At 42.3% G+C, this 16,407-nt stretch carries 20 protein-coding genes; 4 read left to right on the top strand and 16 right to left on the bottom strand.

The window, feature by feature from the left end:
• The first annotated feature begins 104 nt into the window (after window positions 1–104).
• Complete coding sequence (locus Q0E71_RS00085; protein WP_294793991.1) at window positions 105–362, top strand: AbrB/MazE/SpoVT family DNA-binding domain-containing protein; 258 nt, start codon at window positions 105–107, stop codon at window positions 360–362.
• Between the two features lie 285 nt (window positions 363–647).
• Here Q0E71_RS00085 and Q0E71_RS00095 read toward each other — a convergent pair whose 3' ends face one another.
• The 6 genes from Q0E71_RS00095 to Q0E71_RS00120 form a co-directional block, all read right to left on the bottom strand.
• A complete protein-coding gene (locus tag Q0E71_RS00095) occupies window positions 648–1,079 on the bottom strand; it encodes a hypothetical protein (protein ID WP_294793993.1) in 432 nt (143 codons plus the stop codon).
• Window positions 1,080–1,090: 11 nt separating this feature from the next.
• Window positions 1,091–2,041 (bottom strand): hypothetical protein, encoded by a 951-nt coding sequence (locus Q0E71_RS00100; protein WP_294793998.1) that lies wholly within the window; start codon window positions 2,039–2,041, stop codon window positions 1,091–1,093.
• A gap of 12 nt (window positions 2,042–2,053) precedes the next feature.
• Entirely contained in the window at window positions 2,054–3,490 is a 1,437-nt protein-coding gene (locus Q0E71_RS00105) for an MBOAT family protein (RefSeq protein WP_294794000.1), read from the bottom strand.
• 64 nt (window positions 3,491–3,554) lie between these two features.
• On the bottom strand, window positions 3,555–4,247 hold the full coding sequence (locus tag Q0E71_RS00110) for a Crp/Fnr family transcriptional regulator (RefSeq protein WP_058259578.1): 693 nt from the start codon (window positions 4,245–4,247) through the stop codon (window positions 3,555–3,557).
• Window position 4,248: 1 nt separating this feature from the next.
• Complete coding sequence (locus Q0E71_RS00115; protein WP_294794004.1) at window positions 4,249–4,533, bottom strand: cupin domain-containing protein; 285 nt, start codon at window positions 4,531–4,533, stop codon at window positions 4,249–4,251.
• A 1-nt stretch (window position 4,534) separates the two neighbouring features.
• Complete coding sequence (locus Q0E71_RS00120) at window positions 4,535–5,713, bottom strand: hypothetical protein (protein WP_294794006.1); 1,179 nt, start codon at window positions 5,711–5,713, stop codon at window positions 4,535–4,537.
• Window positions 5,714–5,814: 101 nt separating this feature from the next.
• Between Q0E71_RS00120 and Q0E71_RS00125 the strand changes: the two genes are divergently transcribed.
• Both Q0E71_RS00125 and tpx read left to right on the top strand, forming a co-directional pair.
• Complete coding sequence (locus Q0E71_RS00125; RefSeq protein WP_294794008.1) at window positions 5,815–5,994, top strand: hypothetical protein; 180 nt, start codon at window positions 5,815–5,817, stop codon at window positions 5,992–5,994.
• Between the two features lie 45 nt (window positions 5,995–6,039).
• Window positions 6,040–6,552, top strand: coding sequence for a thiol peroxidase (gene tpx, locus Q0E71_RS00130; protein WP_294794010.1), 513 nt, complete (start codon window positions 6,040–6,042; stop codon window positions 6,550–6,552).
• Window positions 6,553–6,835: 283 nt separating this feature from the next.
• Here the strand turns inward: tpx and Q0E71_RS00135 are convergent, their stop codons facing one another.
• Complete coding sequence (locus tag Q0E71_RS00135; protein WP_294794011.1) at window positions 6,836–7,693, bottom strand: DegV family protein; 858 nt, start codon at window positions 7,691–7,693, stop codon at window positions 6,836–6,838.
• Between the two features lie 39 nt (window positions 7,694–7,732).
• Complete coding sequence (locus tag Q0E71_RS00140; RefSeq protein ID WP_294794013.1) at window positions 7,733–9,109, bottom strand: PLP-dependent aminotransferase family protein; 1,377 nt, start codon at window positions 9,107–9,109, stop codon at window positions 7,733–7,735.
• A 97-nt stretch (window positions 9,110–9,206) separates the two neighbouring features.
• Between Q0E71_RS00140 and pdxS the strand changes: the two genes are divergently transcribed.
• Window positions 9,207–10,064, top strand: coding sequence for a pyridoxal 5'-phosphate synthase lyase subunit PdxS (gene pdxS, locus Q0E71_RS00145; RefSeq protein WP_294794016.1), 858 nt, complete (start codon window positions 9,207–9,209; stop codon window positions 10,062–10,064).
• Between the two features lie 286 nt (window positions 10,065–10,350).
• Here pdxS and Q0E71_RS00150 read toward each other — a convergent pair whose 3' ends face one another.
• From Q0E71_RS00150 to tsaB, 8 genes are all read right to left on the bottom strand, one after another.
• Window positions 10,351–11,052 carry a hypothetical protein gene (locus Q0E71_RS00150; protein WP_294794018.1) on the bottom strand — a complete coding sequence of 234 codons (702 nt, stop codon included), beginning with the start codon at window positions 11,050–11,052 and terminating at the stop codon, window positions 10,351–10,353.
• On the bottom strand, window positions 11,045–11,887 hold the full coding sequence (locus Q0E71_RS00155) for a metal ABC transporter permease (RefSeq protein ID WP_294794019.1): 843 nt from the start codon (window positions 11,885–11,887) through the stop codon (window positions 11,045–11,047). The genes Q0E71_RS00150 and Q0E71_RS00155 overlap by 8 nt, the downstream gene beginning before the upstream one ends.
• Window positions 11,874–12,533, bottom strand: a complete 660-nt coding sequence (locus tag Q0E71_RS00160; protein ID WP_294794021.1) for a metal ABC transporter ATP-binding protein — start codon at window positions 12,531–12,533, stop codon at window positions 11,874–11,876. Before Q0E71_RS00160 ends, Q0E71_RS00155 begins: the two co-directional genes overlap by 14 nt.
• Window positions 12,533–13,651 (bottom strand): metal ABC transporter substrate-binding protein, encoded by a 1,119-nt coding sequence (locus tag Q0E71_RS00165; RefSeq protein WP_294794023.1) that lies wholly within the window; start codon window positions 13,649–13,651, stop codon window positions 12,533–12,535. The genes Q0E71_RS00160 and Q0E71_RS00165 overlap by 1 nt, the downstream gene beginning before the upstream one ends.
• 68 nt (window positions 13,652–13,719) lie before the next feature.
• Window positions 13,720–14,013 (bottom strand): hypothetical protein, encoded by a 294-nt coding sequence (locus Q0E71_RS00170; protein WP_294794025.1) that lies wholly within the window; start codon window positions 14,011–14,013, stop codon window positions 13,720–13,722.
• A 305-nt stretch (window positions 14,014–14,318) separates the two neighbouring features.
• Window positions 14,319–15,332 carry a tRNA (adenosine(37)-N6)-threonylcarbamoyltransferase complex transferase subunit TsaD gene (tsaD, locus tag Q0E71_RS00175; protein WP_294794027.1) on the bottom strand — a complete coding sequence of 338 codons (1,014 nt, stop codon included), beginning with the start codon at window positions 15,330–15,332 and terminating at the stop codon, window positions 14,319–14,321.
• Window positions 15,317–15,733 carry a ribosomal protein S18-alanine N-acetyltransferase gene (rimI, locus tag Q0E71_RS00180; protein WP_294794029.1) on the bottom strand — a complete coding sequence of 139 codons (417 nt, stop codon included), beginning with the start codon at window positions 15,731–15,733 and terminating at the stop codon, window positions 15,317–15,319. Before rimI ends, tsaD begins: the two co-directional genes overlap by 16 nt.
• Window positions 15,730–16,401, bottom strand: coding sequence for a tRNA (adenosine(37)-N6)-threonylcarbamoyltransferase complex dimerization subunit type 1 TsaB (gene tsaB / locus Q0E71_RS00185; RefSeq protein WP_294794031.1), 672 nt, complete (start codon window positions 16,399–16,401; stop codon window positions 15,730–15,732). The genes rimI and tsaB overlap by 4 nt, the downstream gene beginning before the upstream one ends.
• Window positions 16,402–16,407 lie beyond the last annotated feature (6 nt).

Here is a 16,407-nt window from a genome sequence, read left to right on the forward strand (position 1 = left end):
TAACTAATGAAGGATTATTGTCAATAAATATGTATTGACATAGGCTTTGTAAAAAGATATAATATAATTAGAAAGTAAGAAATTCCAACTAAGGAGGTAAGGCTATGTTAGTTGAGTTAAAAGCTAAGTCGCAAGTGACTATACCTAAGGAAATAGTGAGCTTGATGAATTTAAATCAAGGAGATAAATTTGAAATTATCGAGGAAAATGGCAGGATAGTTTTGATCCCGCTTGAAGTCTACCCAAAGAATGTGATTGATGAATTAAAGGCCTCAGTTGAAGAGATAAAGGCAAGTATTGACAATGGTGAGAGACCCGTCTTTGACTCGATAGATGCCTTGTTTGAAGAGCTGGATAAGTAATGAAATACAAAATTACTTACTCGGATGCCTTTAAAAAGCATTATAAATACTATCAGATATAGAAAAAGCTCAGACAAAGAAAAAAATTAATTTATTTGTAGAAAATCCATATCATCCGTCGCTAAGAACTAAAAAAATAAAAGGAACTGATAATATTTATGAGTTTTCTGTCAATATGGATATAAGAGTAATATGGTTTTATCATAACGATGAAGTGGTTATACTTCTTGATATTGGTCATCACGATATACTTAATAAGATTTAAAATGCTAGACTTTTTTTTGTCTAGCATTCTTTTATTATATCAAGCTCTGCATCAAGCTTTATTATCAAATTCTCTATGCTTTCTCTAAAGCTCTTTAGCTCGTCAAGCTTTTCCCTAATCTCGCTAGCTACTCTAATGTCCGTGAAAATGTTGTCAAAATATATATCCATGACATTATCACTCATTGTATCACTCATCTCCTTAGGAAGCCTCATGCCTATGTCGCCGAGCTCCTTATTAAGACTCTTTAGGTATATGCCCGCCTCCTTTATGCTAAGGTTCGCCCCCTGTATATGCTTTCTCTTAATTATACTAAAGAAAGAGCCGCCGCCAAGCATATCCCAAGCACTCATGCTCGATGCATCATCAAGCGACTTAACTGCTTTATCAAGCCTTAGCAAAACCTCAATCGCAGCCGCTTTTGCCTCTTTTATTTCCTTTTCCTTGTCCATGGATGTCACCCCTATCTATATTTATTCAAAACATTCTTAATAAAGTATCCAGTAAATTTTTTTGCTCCCTCACTATTCAAATGCGACGCATCATAGTAATCATCAAAGCCCAGATCCTCACTCATCACTTTAGTGAAGTCTATAAAGTCCGCGCCTATACTATTCACATAACTCTCAAGTTCGGCGATGTTCTCGTCGTAGACGCCCTTCGTATAAACCGGCGTCTTTATAAAATGCACTTCAACGCCATTTTTCTTAGCAAGATCATTTATCCTCTTAAGCGCGGCGTACTTTTTCTCTCTAAAATCCTTATCGTGCGCATTTGCGATATTATCAAGGTTTTCCTTGCTTAGTTCAGGATTTTTCACAAATTCTTTGCTCTGACGCTCGAGCTTCACAAAACCATTCAAATCGTCGTGGTAGTCCTTCCACTTGGCCTTGTAATCCTTCTCTTCAAGCGCCCTCCATCTTGTGTGGTACTTGATTAGCGGCATCACATTCTCCGCCCATTCCTCCGGAGGAAGGCTATCCTTAATCATCATAGCCTTGTTTATGCCCATGGGGAAATAGTCGGTGTAAGTGTGGACGCTGCCCTCATCGATATCGTTCATAGCCAAGGCGTCAAGCACGTCAACGTATATGGCCTTTGGCTTTGACCTCTTGATGGCCTCTTTGATGTAGTAGTAAGTCGCCTCAAGTGGCTGCTTTTGGCTCGCTAAGATGTACGAAGTGACTCCAGACGCCGCCAAATCCTCTGTATCGAAGGAGCAATACGCGTGCGACGTGCCAAAGAAGATGACGTCGTAAGGCTTGTCCTCGTTGAAGTAGCCGGCAATCTTGTTAATCATGTCCCAAGGCTTCACATCGGATTTTCTGATAAAGATGATATTTAATTTTGCAAGCACAAGGCTCAGTATGATGACAAAGCCCGCGATTTTTAAAATTCTCTTAATATATTTCATCTCTCTCACCCTTTAGAACTGGAAGTAAATGAACTGCGCTTCGCTGTAGCCCGGTCCGTAAATCCCGAAAATCAATGTCGCTATCAATAAAAATATATATATCGGCCATCTTACAATCAGGCTTCTTCTCTCGATATTGTCCGCAAGTTTCACTTTATTATATATAAGTATATCGACCACCATAAGAATGGCTATCGCAATGAGTAAGATGACTGTATCTTCGTAAGGAAAAGCGATTGACGCATCTAGGCTTCCTGCCTGTCTCTTAAGTATGCCAAGTAAATAGGCTTTTGCCGCGCCAATATTTTTGCTTCTAAAGATTACAAAACTCAAAACTGCAACGACAAAGGTAATCAAGCGGCGGATATTTCTATAAATAAAATTATCTCTGATACCCTTTGTGATGCCTTTAAAACTATCTTCCAAGATATTGAAAACGCCATGAATAAGGCCCCAAAGAACGAAAGTGTAGTTCGCTCCATGCCAAAGACCGCTCACTAAAAAGACGATTAAAACGTTTAAGTGCTTTCTAAAAGCGCCCTTCCTGTTTCCGCCCAAAGGGATGTAAAGGTAGTCCTTAAACCAAGTAGATAGCGAGATATGCCAGCGTCTCCAAAATTCTGTGATTGATTTCGATAGGTATGGCGCTCTAAAATTGTCCATAAGATCATAGCCCAAGATCTTTGCCGAGCCCTTTGCGATGATTGAATATGAATAAAAATCGCAATAGATTTGCACGGCGAATAATAAGGCCGCGTAGCATAAAAAGATGTATGAGTAGCCTTGGTAGCTGTCAAAGACTTGGTTTACAAAGATCGCTGCCCTATCTGCAATGACTAGCTTTAGGAAAAAGCCCCAAAGTATGTAAAGAAGCCCTTTCGATAGATTTTCGTAACGCCTTGTGCCCAAAGTATCGATCTGAGTAAGAAGGTTTTTTGACCTCTCTATCGGCCCAGCGACTAATTGCGGGAAGAACGAGACGAAAAGAGCGTAATTAATAAAGTTCCTCTCAGCTTTGATCTCGCCTCTGTAAACGTCAACGATGTAGCCAAGCGCTTGAAATGTGTAAAAGGAAATGCCGACTGGCAGCAAAACGTCTATGACAGGCATGTCAATACTTAAAGCCGCTATGCCGAGTATTTTATTTATAAAATTAACTGTAAAACTGTAGTACTTAAAAACGAAAAGTATCGCCAAATTGACAAAGAAGCAAAGTCCGAGATAGAGCTTTTTCTTTTTTTTCGCTCCCACCATATCCATGGCGATGGCTGTGCCATAAGTCGCTACTGTGCTAAATAGCATTAGTAGTGAGTACTTAAGATTCCAGCACGAATAAAAGAAATAGCTTGCCAAGAGCAAAAAGACTCTCTTAAGCTTCTTTGGTAGTATGAAATAAACTAGGCAAACGATTGTGAAGAACACAATGTAGCCAGCTGAGTTAAATAGCATATAAAATCTCCTATGTATCTAAAATGGACAAAGAGCTGATTTTGCGCGCCTTTGTCCAAGTTCATCATATAGTTTTGTCTGAAAGTTTTTTAATATCGTTAATAATAATCTTGCTGCGTTCGAGCGTGATGATGCCCTCGTCTTGGAATTGGCTAAGCTTTCTCGATATAGTCTCGCGCGTAAGTCCCGTGAAGGAGCCCATCTCCTCGCGATTGATCTTAAGATCGACTGTGATGACGCCGTCATTGATCGAACCCGATATTTTTATAAGATTAATAAGGGCCTTGGCTACCTTCATGTCCGCGTTAATGACAGAAAGCCTGTCAATTAGCTCTTCCGACTTTCTGATTCTGTAGTAAGCTTCTTCCAAAACCTTCAAAACGAAGTCGCGGTTCTTAAGCATGATGTTTTCGAAATCGTATTTATTTATGACTATGATCTTCGCATTCGTTGTGGCAGCTGCATTGTAGACGTACTTGTCTTGATAAAGTATGTTGAAGCCGCCAACGAAGTCGTCCTTTTTGTAGATGTAGAGGATTTGCTCCCTGCCATCCGAAAGGTACATCGATATCTTCATAAAGCCTTCGTAAACGATAAACATCCTGTCTGCGCTGTCCCCTGATGAGAATATGGCGTCGCCACGCTTAAAAGTCTCGAGCTTGAGACCTTTTTTGATCTCCATCAGCTCATCATCGGAAAAGTATGAAAAAAGTGGTATCTTCTTTAAATCAATATTATCTGGGAATTTATTATTCATCTTATTCTTTATTTACTAAGACTACAAGGCTTTCACTGTCATCCATCGCCACCGCGCTTATGGTATTAGTGCCATCGAAGTTAAGCGCTTCGCCCGCCTTAACAACATGCTTTTCCACTTCGCCAATGGTGATTTCGAAAGAACCCTTCATTACAGCGAAAACTATCTCTTTATCAGGATGATTGTGTTTTTCAATAGTATCGCCCTTCTTCAAAATTTTGTGAACGAAATTAACTCCGTTAATGCTTTTTAGTAAGCCTTCTTCTTTTAAAACTTTTGCTAACATCTTATCCCTCCTCTAATATATTTCTAATTTTTTCTTTGTAAACTTCAACGCCCGGCTGGCCATAAGGCTCAAGCATGTCCATAGCTGCGTTATAGACGCAGGCCGCCATGTAGAAGATGGCAAGCTTTGCAAGGCCCTCCTCATTTATCTCATTCAATTTAATTACGCAAGTTGGCACGCCGCCCATATGATGCGCCTTAACAGTCGCTTTGAAGGCAATTTCATTTATCTTGTTTAAATTGTTTATAGCTTTGTCACTAGATTTTTTCGCCTCTGCAAATATATGGGTCTCGATTATATTGCGCCTGCCCTCTTGCAAGAGCTGACCCATAGAGTGAAGGTCCTGTGTGTACTTAAGGTTTGAGACTATCAGTCCCTTGCCGTCCTTGGCAAGCGATTCGCAAAGAAGCTGCTTAATCCACTCAGTAAATGACGCGAGCCTTTCCTCGTAAATGCTGATAAACTCAAGCGCGTAAGATTCTCCTGCCACGTGCCTATAGTAAGCGTAGTCAAGAGCCGTGTTATTTTCAAGACCATTATCAAAATACTCTTCCTTAGCACTTTTTATACCCAAAACAAGCGAGTCTATATCAAGGCCACTGGCAGCCATTGGCAAAATGCCAACTGCAGTGAAAACGCTGTAGCGACCGCCAATGTCCTCAGGTATCGTAAATGTCTTTATATTATGTACACTAGCGAACTTTGCTAATTCACTTGCTTCTGAGCTCGTCACTATAACCCCATGTGCAAGGTCAACGCCCTTCTTCTTCATATCGTCAAGGAAGATTTCGAAGACAAGTTTCGTCTCCATCGTAGTTCCCGACTTACTTATCACGTTTATGGCGTAGCGCTTGTCACGTAATTCGTGAAGAAGCTTAGTAATGCAGCCGCTGTCAAGCATATTGCCCGTAAAATATATAGGAAAATCACTTCCTAAAGCGTCGATAAAAGCCTTGGCACCGATAAATGATCCGCCGATGCCGATAACGACAAGAGCGTCAAAGTCCTTGCGAATGCGCTCAGCGGTGTTTTTTACGTCACTAATAAAGGCCTCGCTTAAGTAGTCAAGCCTAATCCAGTCCGACGCATATTTCGTATGAAATTGTTTAAACGCATCTAGCTTTTTCTCGGATGCATTCGCCTCGTATTGAAGCGGCTCCTTGAATATATCAAGCTGCATATGATTCACCTCGCTTATAAGTATCTATATTATAACACGAAAGAGCATAAATTTCCAGATATTAATGTGGTCTTTGTGATATAATGTCCTTGGTGATGAAAATGATTTTAGATGAATTTTTAGAAGAGCTTGAAGACGTGGCTCTAGCTGAGAAAAGACTCGCTTCTATAAAAAAGAATAAAGAAAAACTTATAAGTATGGAAGAATTTGAAAAAGAATTCAATATAGACTTTGACAAGATTGAGCCAATAGATGATGAAGAAATTGAATCAAGCGTTTAAAATTTTTCATTTCGGGTAAATAATTTACACTAGGAGGTAATAAATATGAACGAAAGAAAAGGTATAATTACATTTGGCGGATCACCAATGACTTTACTTGGTGACGAAACAAAAGTAGGTAGCAAGGCGCCTGAATTTAAGGCACTTAAGAATGACTTGTCAGAGTTTTCTCTTGACGAAGTGAAAGGCAAAGTTGTTATCATCAGCTCAGTTCCTTCGATTGACACACCTGTTTGCGAATTACAAACAAAGAGATTCAATGAAGAAGCTGCTAAGCTAGGCGATGCAGTTGTTTTAACACTTAGCTGCGACCTACCATTTGCTCAATCAAGATTTTGCGCTGCTGACGGCATTGACAAAGTTATAGTTTTGTCAGACCACAGAGACCTTGATTTTGGTACAAAATACGGTCTTGTGATCAAGGAGCTTCGTCTACTTGCAAGAGCCATCACTATCATTGATAAGGACGGCACTATCAAGTATCAAGAAATTGTTAGCGAAGTAACTAAACATCCTGATTATGATAAGGCGTTGGAAGAAGCTAAAAAGCTTATCTAAGTAAATACTTTTTTATATGACAATAGCTGGGCCACGTGGTCCAGCTATTATTTTTGCAAAAAAAACGCTCGGCCAATGAACGTTTTTTTTAGGTGGTGTAAATTATGTGTCTAAGATTATTCTTACAATTTAATTATACTATAGTCCATAATTTTAAATATGTCAATGGATTTCGCATAAATTGCCGCTTGTATAATAAATTACAATATGTGGCCCTCTTAGTATAGATAAATTTTATAAACACAAAATGGATAGAGTTTTTTCTATCCATTTTCTTTTCTATCTATTCAAATTTTTTCACTGCGCATATATGAACTGTGCCCGGACCTGTGTGAGCGCCTATGCTCACGGCGAATGGATTTAGTTCTATCGTCTTATCAGGATACTTCTCTACAAGCGCATCCCTTACCTTAGTTGCAAGATCAATGCAATCTGCGTGGCAAACCATGATCCTGTCATCATAAAGCTCGTGTCCGACCTCTTCCTCAAAGATGTCCACAGTCTTGGCAATGGCTCTGTTAGTTCCTCTGACATTGTCCTTTGTATAAATTACGCCATCGGCATGAACATCAAGAATGACCTTCATATTAATCAAGTTGCCGATAGTTGCCTTAAGCTTCGAGACTCTGCCGCCCCTTTGCAAGTACTCAAGCGAATCGACGAAGAAAACATATCTCGTGTTCTTCACAAAATTATCCGCGTATACCTTTAGCTCGTCAAAGCTCATCCCATCGCTCGCAAGCTTTGCAAGATTCAAAGCCATCATCCCTTGACCCATGGATGCGCCGCGCGAGTCAACGAGTAAAAGCCTGTCATCAGCTATGCCCAAAGAGTTCTTCGCAAGAACCGCGTTGTTAAAAGTTGACGACATGCCAGTAGAAAGCGATACGTAGATCGCCTTGTCATATTTATCTAAAACTTCTTTAAATTTCACTTCGTATTCGTGCGGAGTGATCGCTCCAGTCTTGTAAACAGCGCCATTTCTCATGTCATCGTAAATTTCCTTGCCGCTGATGTCGACGCCATCTAAGTAAGTTTTGTCTTCCTTCATAATGACAATCGGCATAACATCTATACAAAATTCACGTGCCAGTTCTTTACCTATGTCTGAAGCCGAATCTGTTATAATCTTAATACTCATGATTTCCTCCTCATATATACTTATTATATGATAAATTTATTATTTTTTCAAGTCCAGAATTATTTTTTTCACCATGCTCATGGCGGAGCGGATCTCATCCTCATCCATAGCCCCGTAACCAAGCAGTAGCGCGTCCTTCGCCATAGGCTCCTCACTTAGGTAATAGTCTTTAAGTCTCGAAGCTTTTATGCCATTCTCTTTAAGCGCCATGACAATGGCTTCGTAATCATCTATACCATCAACGTAAACTTTAAGATGCATACCGGCCATGGAGTCGATGGCGTGAAGGCCGTCTATGTCCTCGAGCTCATCCAAAAGCACGAGACGCTTCTTATTGTAAATACCCTTCATCCTGTTGAGCTGCCTTTCGAAGTGGCCGCCCTTCATAAAGTCCTTGACAAGTATCTGAACTATGTTTGACACGGTCGAGTTAATCTGCGGCTTGACCTCGTAGTACCTCTTTAGTAGTTCGTTCGGCAGAACCATGTAGCTCAGTCTTAATAAGGGACTGATGGATTTTGAAAAATTCGCGATGTAGATGACTTTATCCATCTCATCGAGGCTCTTTAATGGGGAAAGCGCCCTCGATGAGTACCTGAACTCGCTGTCGTAGTCGTCTTCAATGATGTAGCGGCCGCTTGCCCCATAAGCCCAGTTCAAAAACTCGAAACGCCTCTTGATCGGCATGACGGTCGCCGTCGGAAATTGGTTCGATGGAGTAAGTAGCGCAGCAGAGCAATTTGCACGCTCGAAGCGCTCGAAGCTCATCCCGCTATTGTCAAGGCTAATGGGCTCGTAGTCAACATTATTGAGCTTCAAAAGCGTTTTGAGCTCCTTGTAGCCCGGATTTTCAAGGCCGAGGCGAAGCTTTTTATCCAAAATGATGAAGATTATCGTCAAAAGCTGCTCAAGACCCGAACTGATAATGATATTGTCCTCGCTAGTCTTGATGCCACGCGCCTTGAAGAGGTAATTTTTGATCTCGTGGCGCAGACCGTAAAGCCCTTGGTAGTCCCTCTCGTAAAATTCCTCGTCGTAAATGACTTCCTGCGTGAAAATCTTTTTAAATTTGTCAATTGGGTAGCTCTCCTTATCACCTTCGGTGATGGCAAAGGAGTACTTGTAGCTTTCTGTGACAGGTCTAGTCGCGTTTATGGGCTCCGCCTTAAAATTATATAATGAGCCAATCTCGCTGACAAAGTAGCCGCGCTTCTCGACGCTCTCTATGTAGCCTTCGCAGCTAAGGGCGTCGTAGGCCGCTCTAATGGTATTGACGGCGACAGCCATCTCCTTAGCGAGTGCCCTCTTAGATGGCAGCTTCTCGCCTTTTTTGAAGCGCCCTTCAAGTATGGCGTCCTTAAAATATTCATATATCTCTTCATAAATGGGCCTATCACCTTTCAAATCTATTTGCATAGAGATCCTCCTATCTGGTACCATCAAAATAATCATAATTGGTACTTTTAATTATACCATAATCCAAGTATAATAGCTATAAAAGAGGAGGAATATTATGAATAAAAAATTTTTAGACTTTACAAATACACTTAAGGGCGGCGTCATCATGGACGTTACTAATCCTGAGGAAGCGAAGATTGCCGAAAGTGCCGGCGCATGCGCTGTCATGGCGCTTGAGAGGGTACCTGCGGACATCAGACGCGAAGGCGGCGTTGCTAGAATGAGCGATCCAGAAATGATTTTGGAGATAAAAAAAGCTGTCAAGATCCCTGTTATGGCGAAGTGCAGAATCGGTCACTTTGTTGAGGCAGGCGTTTTGGAAGCGCTTGGCATTGACTACGTCGATGAATCGGAAGTTTTGTCAAAGGCTGATAACGACAATCACATAGACAAATACAAGTTCGACGTGCCTTTCGTTTGCGGGGCGAGAGATCTTGGCGAAGCGCTTAGAAGGATCGAAGAAGGCGCATCGATGATCAGAAGCAAGGGCGAAGCAGGTACTGGCGACGTCGTACAAGCTGTAAGCCACTTAAGACAAATACTTGGCGGCATCTCGCTACTTGTGTCGAAGAGAGAGGATGAGCTATATACATTTGCAAAAGAATATAGAGTTAGCTACGATATAGTGAAATACGTTTATGACAACAAGAGACTACCTGTACTAAACTTCTCAGCTGGTGGTGTCGCTACACCTCAAGACGCAGCACTTATGAGAAGACTTGGCGCTGAAGGCGTCTTCGTTGGCAGCGGTATATTTAAGAGTGAAGATCCAGAGAGAAGAGCTAAGGCAATAGTTAAGGCAGTCGAAAATTATGAAGATAACAAGATTATAGCTGAGGTGGCGACTGGACTTGGTAAGGCTATGTTTGGGATTAATGAAGATGAGCTAACTATAAAAATGGCAGATAGATAAAATTTCGCGTTCGTGCGAAGCACCAAGATTCTCGGGACCCATTCAAAGCGAAGCTTTGTAAATGGGTGAGGTTCTTCGAATTGCGCCTGAAACTCGTTCGCTTCTCGTAATCATCTAGTTTTTTCTGCATAGCGCAAAGGTTCTCGCTAATTTTTTGGCGGGGTTCTTCAATTTGTTAGGTGATTATTCATTGGCACTATAATAAATTTGATTAAATTATAAACTTAGACATAAAAGAAGGATAGAGATTTTAAAATCTCTATCCTTTGTTTTTATCTGTGTTGAATTATTTAACTATTTTCGCATCCTTAATAATTGCCAATGGAAACGGTATCTCATCCGAATTATACACATCCAGCACTCCCTCAACCGTTACCTCTTCCTTATCCTTTGGATATTTCTCGTTCTTATCCTCTAACACATACTGAAGTCCTTGTTGGCAGCACGCTTGTCTATCGTTGATAAGGACGTAGTGGTCGATGCCGGATGTATCTGTTGTCTCTAGATCTGTTGCGATGCCTGAAAGCTTGATCTTAACGCCCACAAAGCTCTTTGGGTCTTCGGCTATCATGGCGACGATGACGTAGTTCATATCTGCGTCGTTCGCTGTTAAATCATAGCTTTGGCCGTTTGCGTTTGAGCTTTCATTTTCACTAGCGCTTTCATTTTCACTAGTGCTTTCATTTTCACTAGTGCTTTCATTTTCACTAGCGCTATCAGCCTCGCCTTGATTTGTTTTTTCACTAGGGCTATCGGCCTCACTTTGGCTTAGCTCGTCACTTGTTTCGCTCTCTTGATCAGGCGAAGTGGCCCCACCATCATCCCCGTCCATTGTCTTGGAGCTTTCTTTCATCTTATTCACTGTCTCGTTGACGGTGCTATTAGGCATATAACGGTATATAACTTTTTTGTTTGTGAAAAATGCGAGTATCAAGACCAAAATCAAGGCCCCCACTATCCTCAAAATTCTCTTCCTTGTTTTATCCACGTTTCACACCTCCTACTATTGACATAATTATGAATATGGCGAGATTCATCACGACGATTGTCGAGCCGACTGGTGTCGAAGCAAGTATCGCAAATATCGCGCCTCCAAGTGCTGATATTAGCGAGATTATTGCCGAGGCGATTGCTATCTTCCTAAATGAATGGAAAACTTTCATCGCTGAAACTGCTGGGAAGACGATGAGTGCTGCGACTAGAAGTGAGCCCACGAGCCTGATTGCAAGTGTGATCACGACTGCGACGACCATTGACAAGACTGTGTTTAGCCTTTCGACTTTGATGCCTGAAGCGCTTGCGAGGTCTTCGTCGAAGACTGTGATGTATATTTCTTTATAGTAGTAGATGAAGAAAAGTATCACGAGTATCGAGAGTGCCACGGATGTGATGACGTCTAGCTTTGTGAGTGTCAGGATGGATGTCGATCCGAAAAGTATTGTGCACACGTCAACTAAGACGTTTGGGCCGACTCTGAAGACGTTCATGACTAGGTAGCCCACTGCGAGTGCCGAGACTGAAACCATTGCGATGGCTGCGTCTGAGATGATTTTCTTGGAATTATTTCCTTGGAGTAGTATTAGCGCGAAAAATATTGTCATAGGTAGTGCTAGGACTAATTTTTGCGTAAAGCCGATGGCTGTCGCGATTGATAGGGACGCGAAGGCGACGTTTGAAAGTGAATTTGCGATGTAGGAGTAGCGTTTCAAAACGAGTATCACGCCCAAAAATGCTGACGCGAGCGCTATGAGTGAGGCGCAGACTAGTGCGTAGCGCACGAAGGGGTAGCCTAGGTAGAAGGTGAATTTGTTAATTAAGTCCATCTTTTTTGCCTCCTTCCTCGTAAATCGCGCGGCTGCCGTCAAGCTTAAGTACTTTGTTTGCATATTGTGTAGCTCTTTGGCTGTCGTGCGATACCATGATTATGGCTGTGCCACTTGCGTTTATCTTTTCAAGCATCTCGTAGAGGCTTCCTTGCGCCTCTGGGTCGAGGCCGGCAAGCGGCTCGTCGAGTATAAGTAGCTTCTTTTCTTCTACGAAGCTTCTTGCGAGCAAGGCTCTCTGCCTTTGTCCGCCTGATAATGAGGAAAAGCGTCTGTCTTTGAGATTTGCTATGCCAAAATTATCAAGGCATTCAAGTGCTCTCGCCTTTTCTTCTTTTGTGTAGAAAAATCTTTTTTTGATCTTAAAGCCGGATAGAACGAGCTCCATCACTGAAGTCGGAAAATCGGCTGCGACCAGGAGGATCTGCGGTAGGTAGGCGATTTCGTCTTTTGAAATGCCATCTAAAACTATATCCCCCGATATTTTCTTATTAAGGCCCAAGATGGTTCTGATCAGGCTCGACTTGCCCGAGCCGTTTTCGCCTAGGATGACGATGTAGTCACCATCTGAAACCTCTAGGTTTATAAAGTCACTTAGGACTTGACCTTTGTAGCCAAATCCTAAGTCTTTTAGTATTAATTTCATTAGTTTAACGCCTTCTTTAAAGCGTCTAAGTTCATTTGCATGTAGTCAATGTATGACTTGCCGTCATTTGAACTAGCATTTTCCATGGATGTCATCTCGATGATGTCTTGGTCCTTTGCCTTGCTTGCGTTTTTCACTGTGTCTGCGATTTTGCCGTCTGAACCAGCTAGCTTAATGATGTGCTTAATGCCAAGTTCGTCGACTTTTTGCGCTAGGAAGCTAATAGTTTCAAAGCTTGCTTCGCTTTCTGCCGAGCAGCCAACAAAGGCAGCGAAGTAGTCAAGGTCAAGGTCACTTACTAAGTAGCGGAATGGGAAGCGATCTGCAACTAAGATAGTATCAACTTTTGCAGTCTTTCTCATCTCGTCAAAGTCATTTTGAAGCGCATCAAGTTTTTCTGCGTATGCTTCGTAATTTGCCTTGAATTTGTCCGCGTTCTTTGGATCGATTTCTGCTAGAGCGTCCGCTATCGCCATGGATATAGTCTTAGCGTTCTTCACAGATAGCCAAACATGTTCGTCGTATTCTATTTCTTCATGTTCATGTTCATGGTCATGGTCGTGGTCTTCATCGTCATGGTCATGGTCTTCATCTCCATGGTCGTGGTCATGGTCTTCATCGCCATGCTCATGCTCATGGTCTTCATCGCCATCTTCATGTTCATGCTCATGCTCCATACCTTCTTTGACTTCTTCTTCCTTAACAGCGTCACCTAAAATTTCAAGCATATTAAGAACTTTGGCATTAGGCGCTTGTTTTGCTGCATCTGGAGCCCATTCGTCCGATTCGCCGCCCACATACAAGAATAGATTTGCCTTTGCAATCTTTTCGATGTCTTGAGCGGAAGGCTCGTAATTGTGAAGGCTTACGCCGTTGTCAGTTAAATTAGTTACTTCGACGTCAGTGCCTTCAGTGATGTTCTTGACCCAATCATAAGCTGGGAATGTGTTAGTTACAACGCTTATAGCGTCTCCGTCCTTTTGAATGCTGTCTGCTTGATCAGCTGGAATAGCCTCAGAAGCTGGTTCCTCTGCCATCTCTGGCGCTTTATTTGAATTGCATGCCACTAACAAAACGACCGCTAGTAGGCAAGCTAAAAATTTATTTATATTTTTCATATTGATCTCCTTTTTTTATATATTCTACCGATATTAAATTTTGCCGTTATTATATAAAAAAGAGATCTCTAATTGTTCATGCGCACCATAAGCTCGACTGGTGTCTTCGCCATAGCCATAGTCATGGTAATGGTGATGGCCCTCATAAATACTAGTACTGCGAGCATGACTGTGACTGCCGCACGCGAATGGTCTAAGTGCTTTTCTAAGTCCGAGACCATGTCCATGAAGCGGCAGATTGGGCAAGATGTGCGCTTGCAGATGTGGAAGGCGCTTGTGGCCGCGACGAAAAAGCTTAGTAGCGAGAATGCGACTAATATGATGCAAAGTATTGATAATAGTTTTTTGATACGCTTTGGCATGTGGCCCTCCTTTTTTACATGCCTTATTATATAGCAGGGCTTTAAGAATGTCAAGAAATAGCGGCTTATATCGATTAAAATATATATGTACACACATTTATATTTTGCAGAGCGATGAAGAACCCCGTCCATAAATGGACGTGAACCTTTGCGCTATGCTGAGATTGGCGTAGTACAGAATTTTTTTGGAGTGAGTCGTATGAATATACGTCGCAGCGACAAAAGAATTCGAAACTAGCCAAGATCGCAAATCGAATGCAAAATAACAAAAAAGAGAGCAAAACGCTCTCTATATAATAATTATTCTATAGTCCCAGATTTGGATCAACCTCAAAAGCAAGATCCAACCCCCGACATCCATTAACATATTCCAAATATCCTTGCGCCCCAATCATCGCGGCATTATCTGTCGTATAAACTGCCTTCGGGTAATACAGCTTAAAGCCATGTGCCTTCTCTTCCTTAGCTAGCGCCTCACGTAGGGCCTTATTATTCGATACGCCGCCCGCAAGTACTATCTTGTCGTAGCCGAGCTCGTCTTTCAAATCAACTGCCTTCTTTGCGAGTACATCAACTGCGGCTTTTTGGAATGAGGCTGCGACGTCGGCCTTATTCACTTCGCGTCCCCTTTGCTCTTCGTTATGAAGATAATTTAGGACCGCTGTTTTTAGTCCCGAGAAACTAAAGTTGTAGTCGCCCGACTTCATCATAACTCGTGGAAGCTCGATGGCATCTGGATTTCCTTCCTTAGCGAGTTTCTCTATCTCTGGTCCACCCGGGTACGGTAGTCCCAAGGCTCTGGCGACCTTGTCAAAGGATTCGCCCGCTGCGTCATCAAGTGTCCTTCCGACTAAATCATAGTCGTAGTAGTCCTTCATATTTACAAGGTAAGTGTGGCCGCCCGAAACGACTAGCGAAACAAACGGCGGCTTCAAACCATCTGTCGTTATGTAATTTGCTGCGATGTGGCCCTTCATGTGATTTACTGGCACTATCGGCACATCCATTGACATCGCTAAGGCCTTCGCGAATGAGACGCCAACTAAAAGGGCTCCGATCAGTCCCGGTCCCCTCGTTACAGAGATGAATTCGATTTCGGATAAGTCAGTTTTTGCCTCAGTGAGTGCCTCTTCCAAAACTGCCGAGATCGCCTCGATGTGCATTCTTGACGCAATTTCAGGCACTACGCCCCCGAATTCTCTGTGCGTTGCTATTTGCGTTGCTATGACATTCGACAAAACTTCCAAGTCGTCCAATATGGCGATCGATGTCTCATCGCATGAACTTTCTATCGCTAAATGTTTCACTTTCTCCTCCACATAATCGCCGCATCTTCACCATGGTAATAGTTTTTGCGGACGCTTTCCTTTTTAAAATCGTATTTTTCGTATAAGCTTATCGCTTTAAAATTGCTTTCCCGAACTTCTAGGGCAATGGCTTTGCCTTCGGCTACCTCAATCGCCTGGGCTAATAGCTTTGCTCCTATACCCTGGCCTCTCAGCTCTTCCGAAACAGCTATATGCATCAAATCTGCCTCGTCATAGAGAATTTTGATGTCTACAAAGCCTCCTACGGCTCCCGTTTCGTCCACGTATACAAAGGCCTTAGAGCTATCGCTTTTTAGCTCGCTCCCCACTACGCCCATGGTCCAAGGATCATCTGTCTTTGACAAAATTTCGTAAATGGCCACCGCGTCATTAGGCTCTGCCCGTCTAATCACTTTTTATCTTCCTCAGCTTGCGATGACTTCATGTAAATAGGTATCGCGCCGTATCTATCTTCAGCTTCCATCTCATCAATATGGTCTATAACGTAGTCAAGGACTTCCTTTGCAATGGGTTCGTTCTCTCTATAGACGCCCGCTATGACATTCGCACCGAACTTTTCCTTGTATTTTCCATAGAAATCGCCCGGCATAATGACAGTGCCGTCAAGTCCATTAACGAGGCTAATTAGCTCATCCAAAGTGTATATGCGCTCTTCGTTCATGAGCTCAAATTGATTTTCGTAGCTATAAAGCGCCGCGAAGGCTCTATCGCGTCTCGCATCAATCGCTGGAATTATGTATTTAAGCCCTTTGTAGCGATAGCTCATCGCCTTAAGCGAAGATACGGTATAAATGGGCTTCTCGTCCTTAAAGCTAAAGGCCTTAATCATGGCGGCTGCTATCCTAAGTCCTGTGAAAGAACCGGGTCCCTTCGAAACAGCAAAGGCATCGATCTCGTCCACTTTTAGACCAAAGATGTCTAAAATCTCCTTGGCCATAAGGGCAAGCTTTTCGGAGGCGCTTCTGTCGTATGAAACGTTGAACTCTCCTCTCACAACGCCGTCAACTGCAAGCGCCGCGCTTATATATCTACTTGAACTGTCTAAACTTAAAATCTTCATATTACC

This window comes from uncultured Fenollaria sp. (assembly GCF_934202865.1).
In the GTDB taxonomy this organism is placed as follows: Bacteria; Bacillota; Clostridia; order Tissierellales; family Peptoniphilaceae; genus Fenollaria.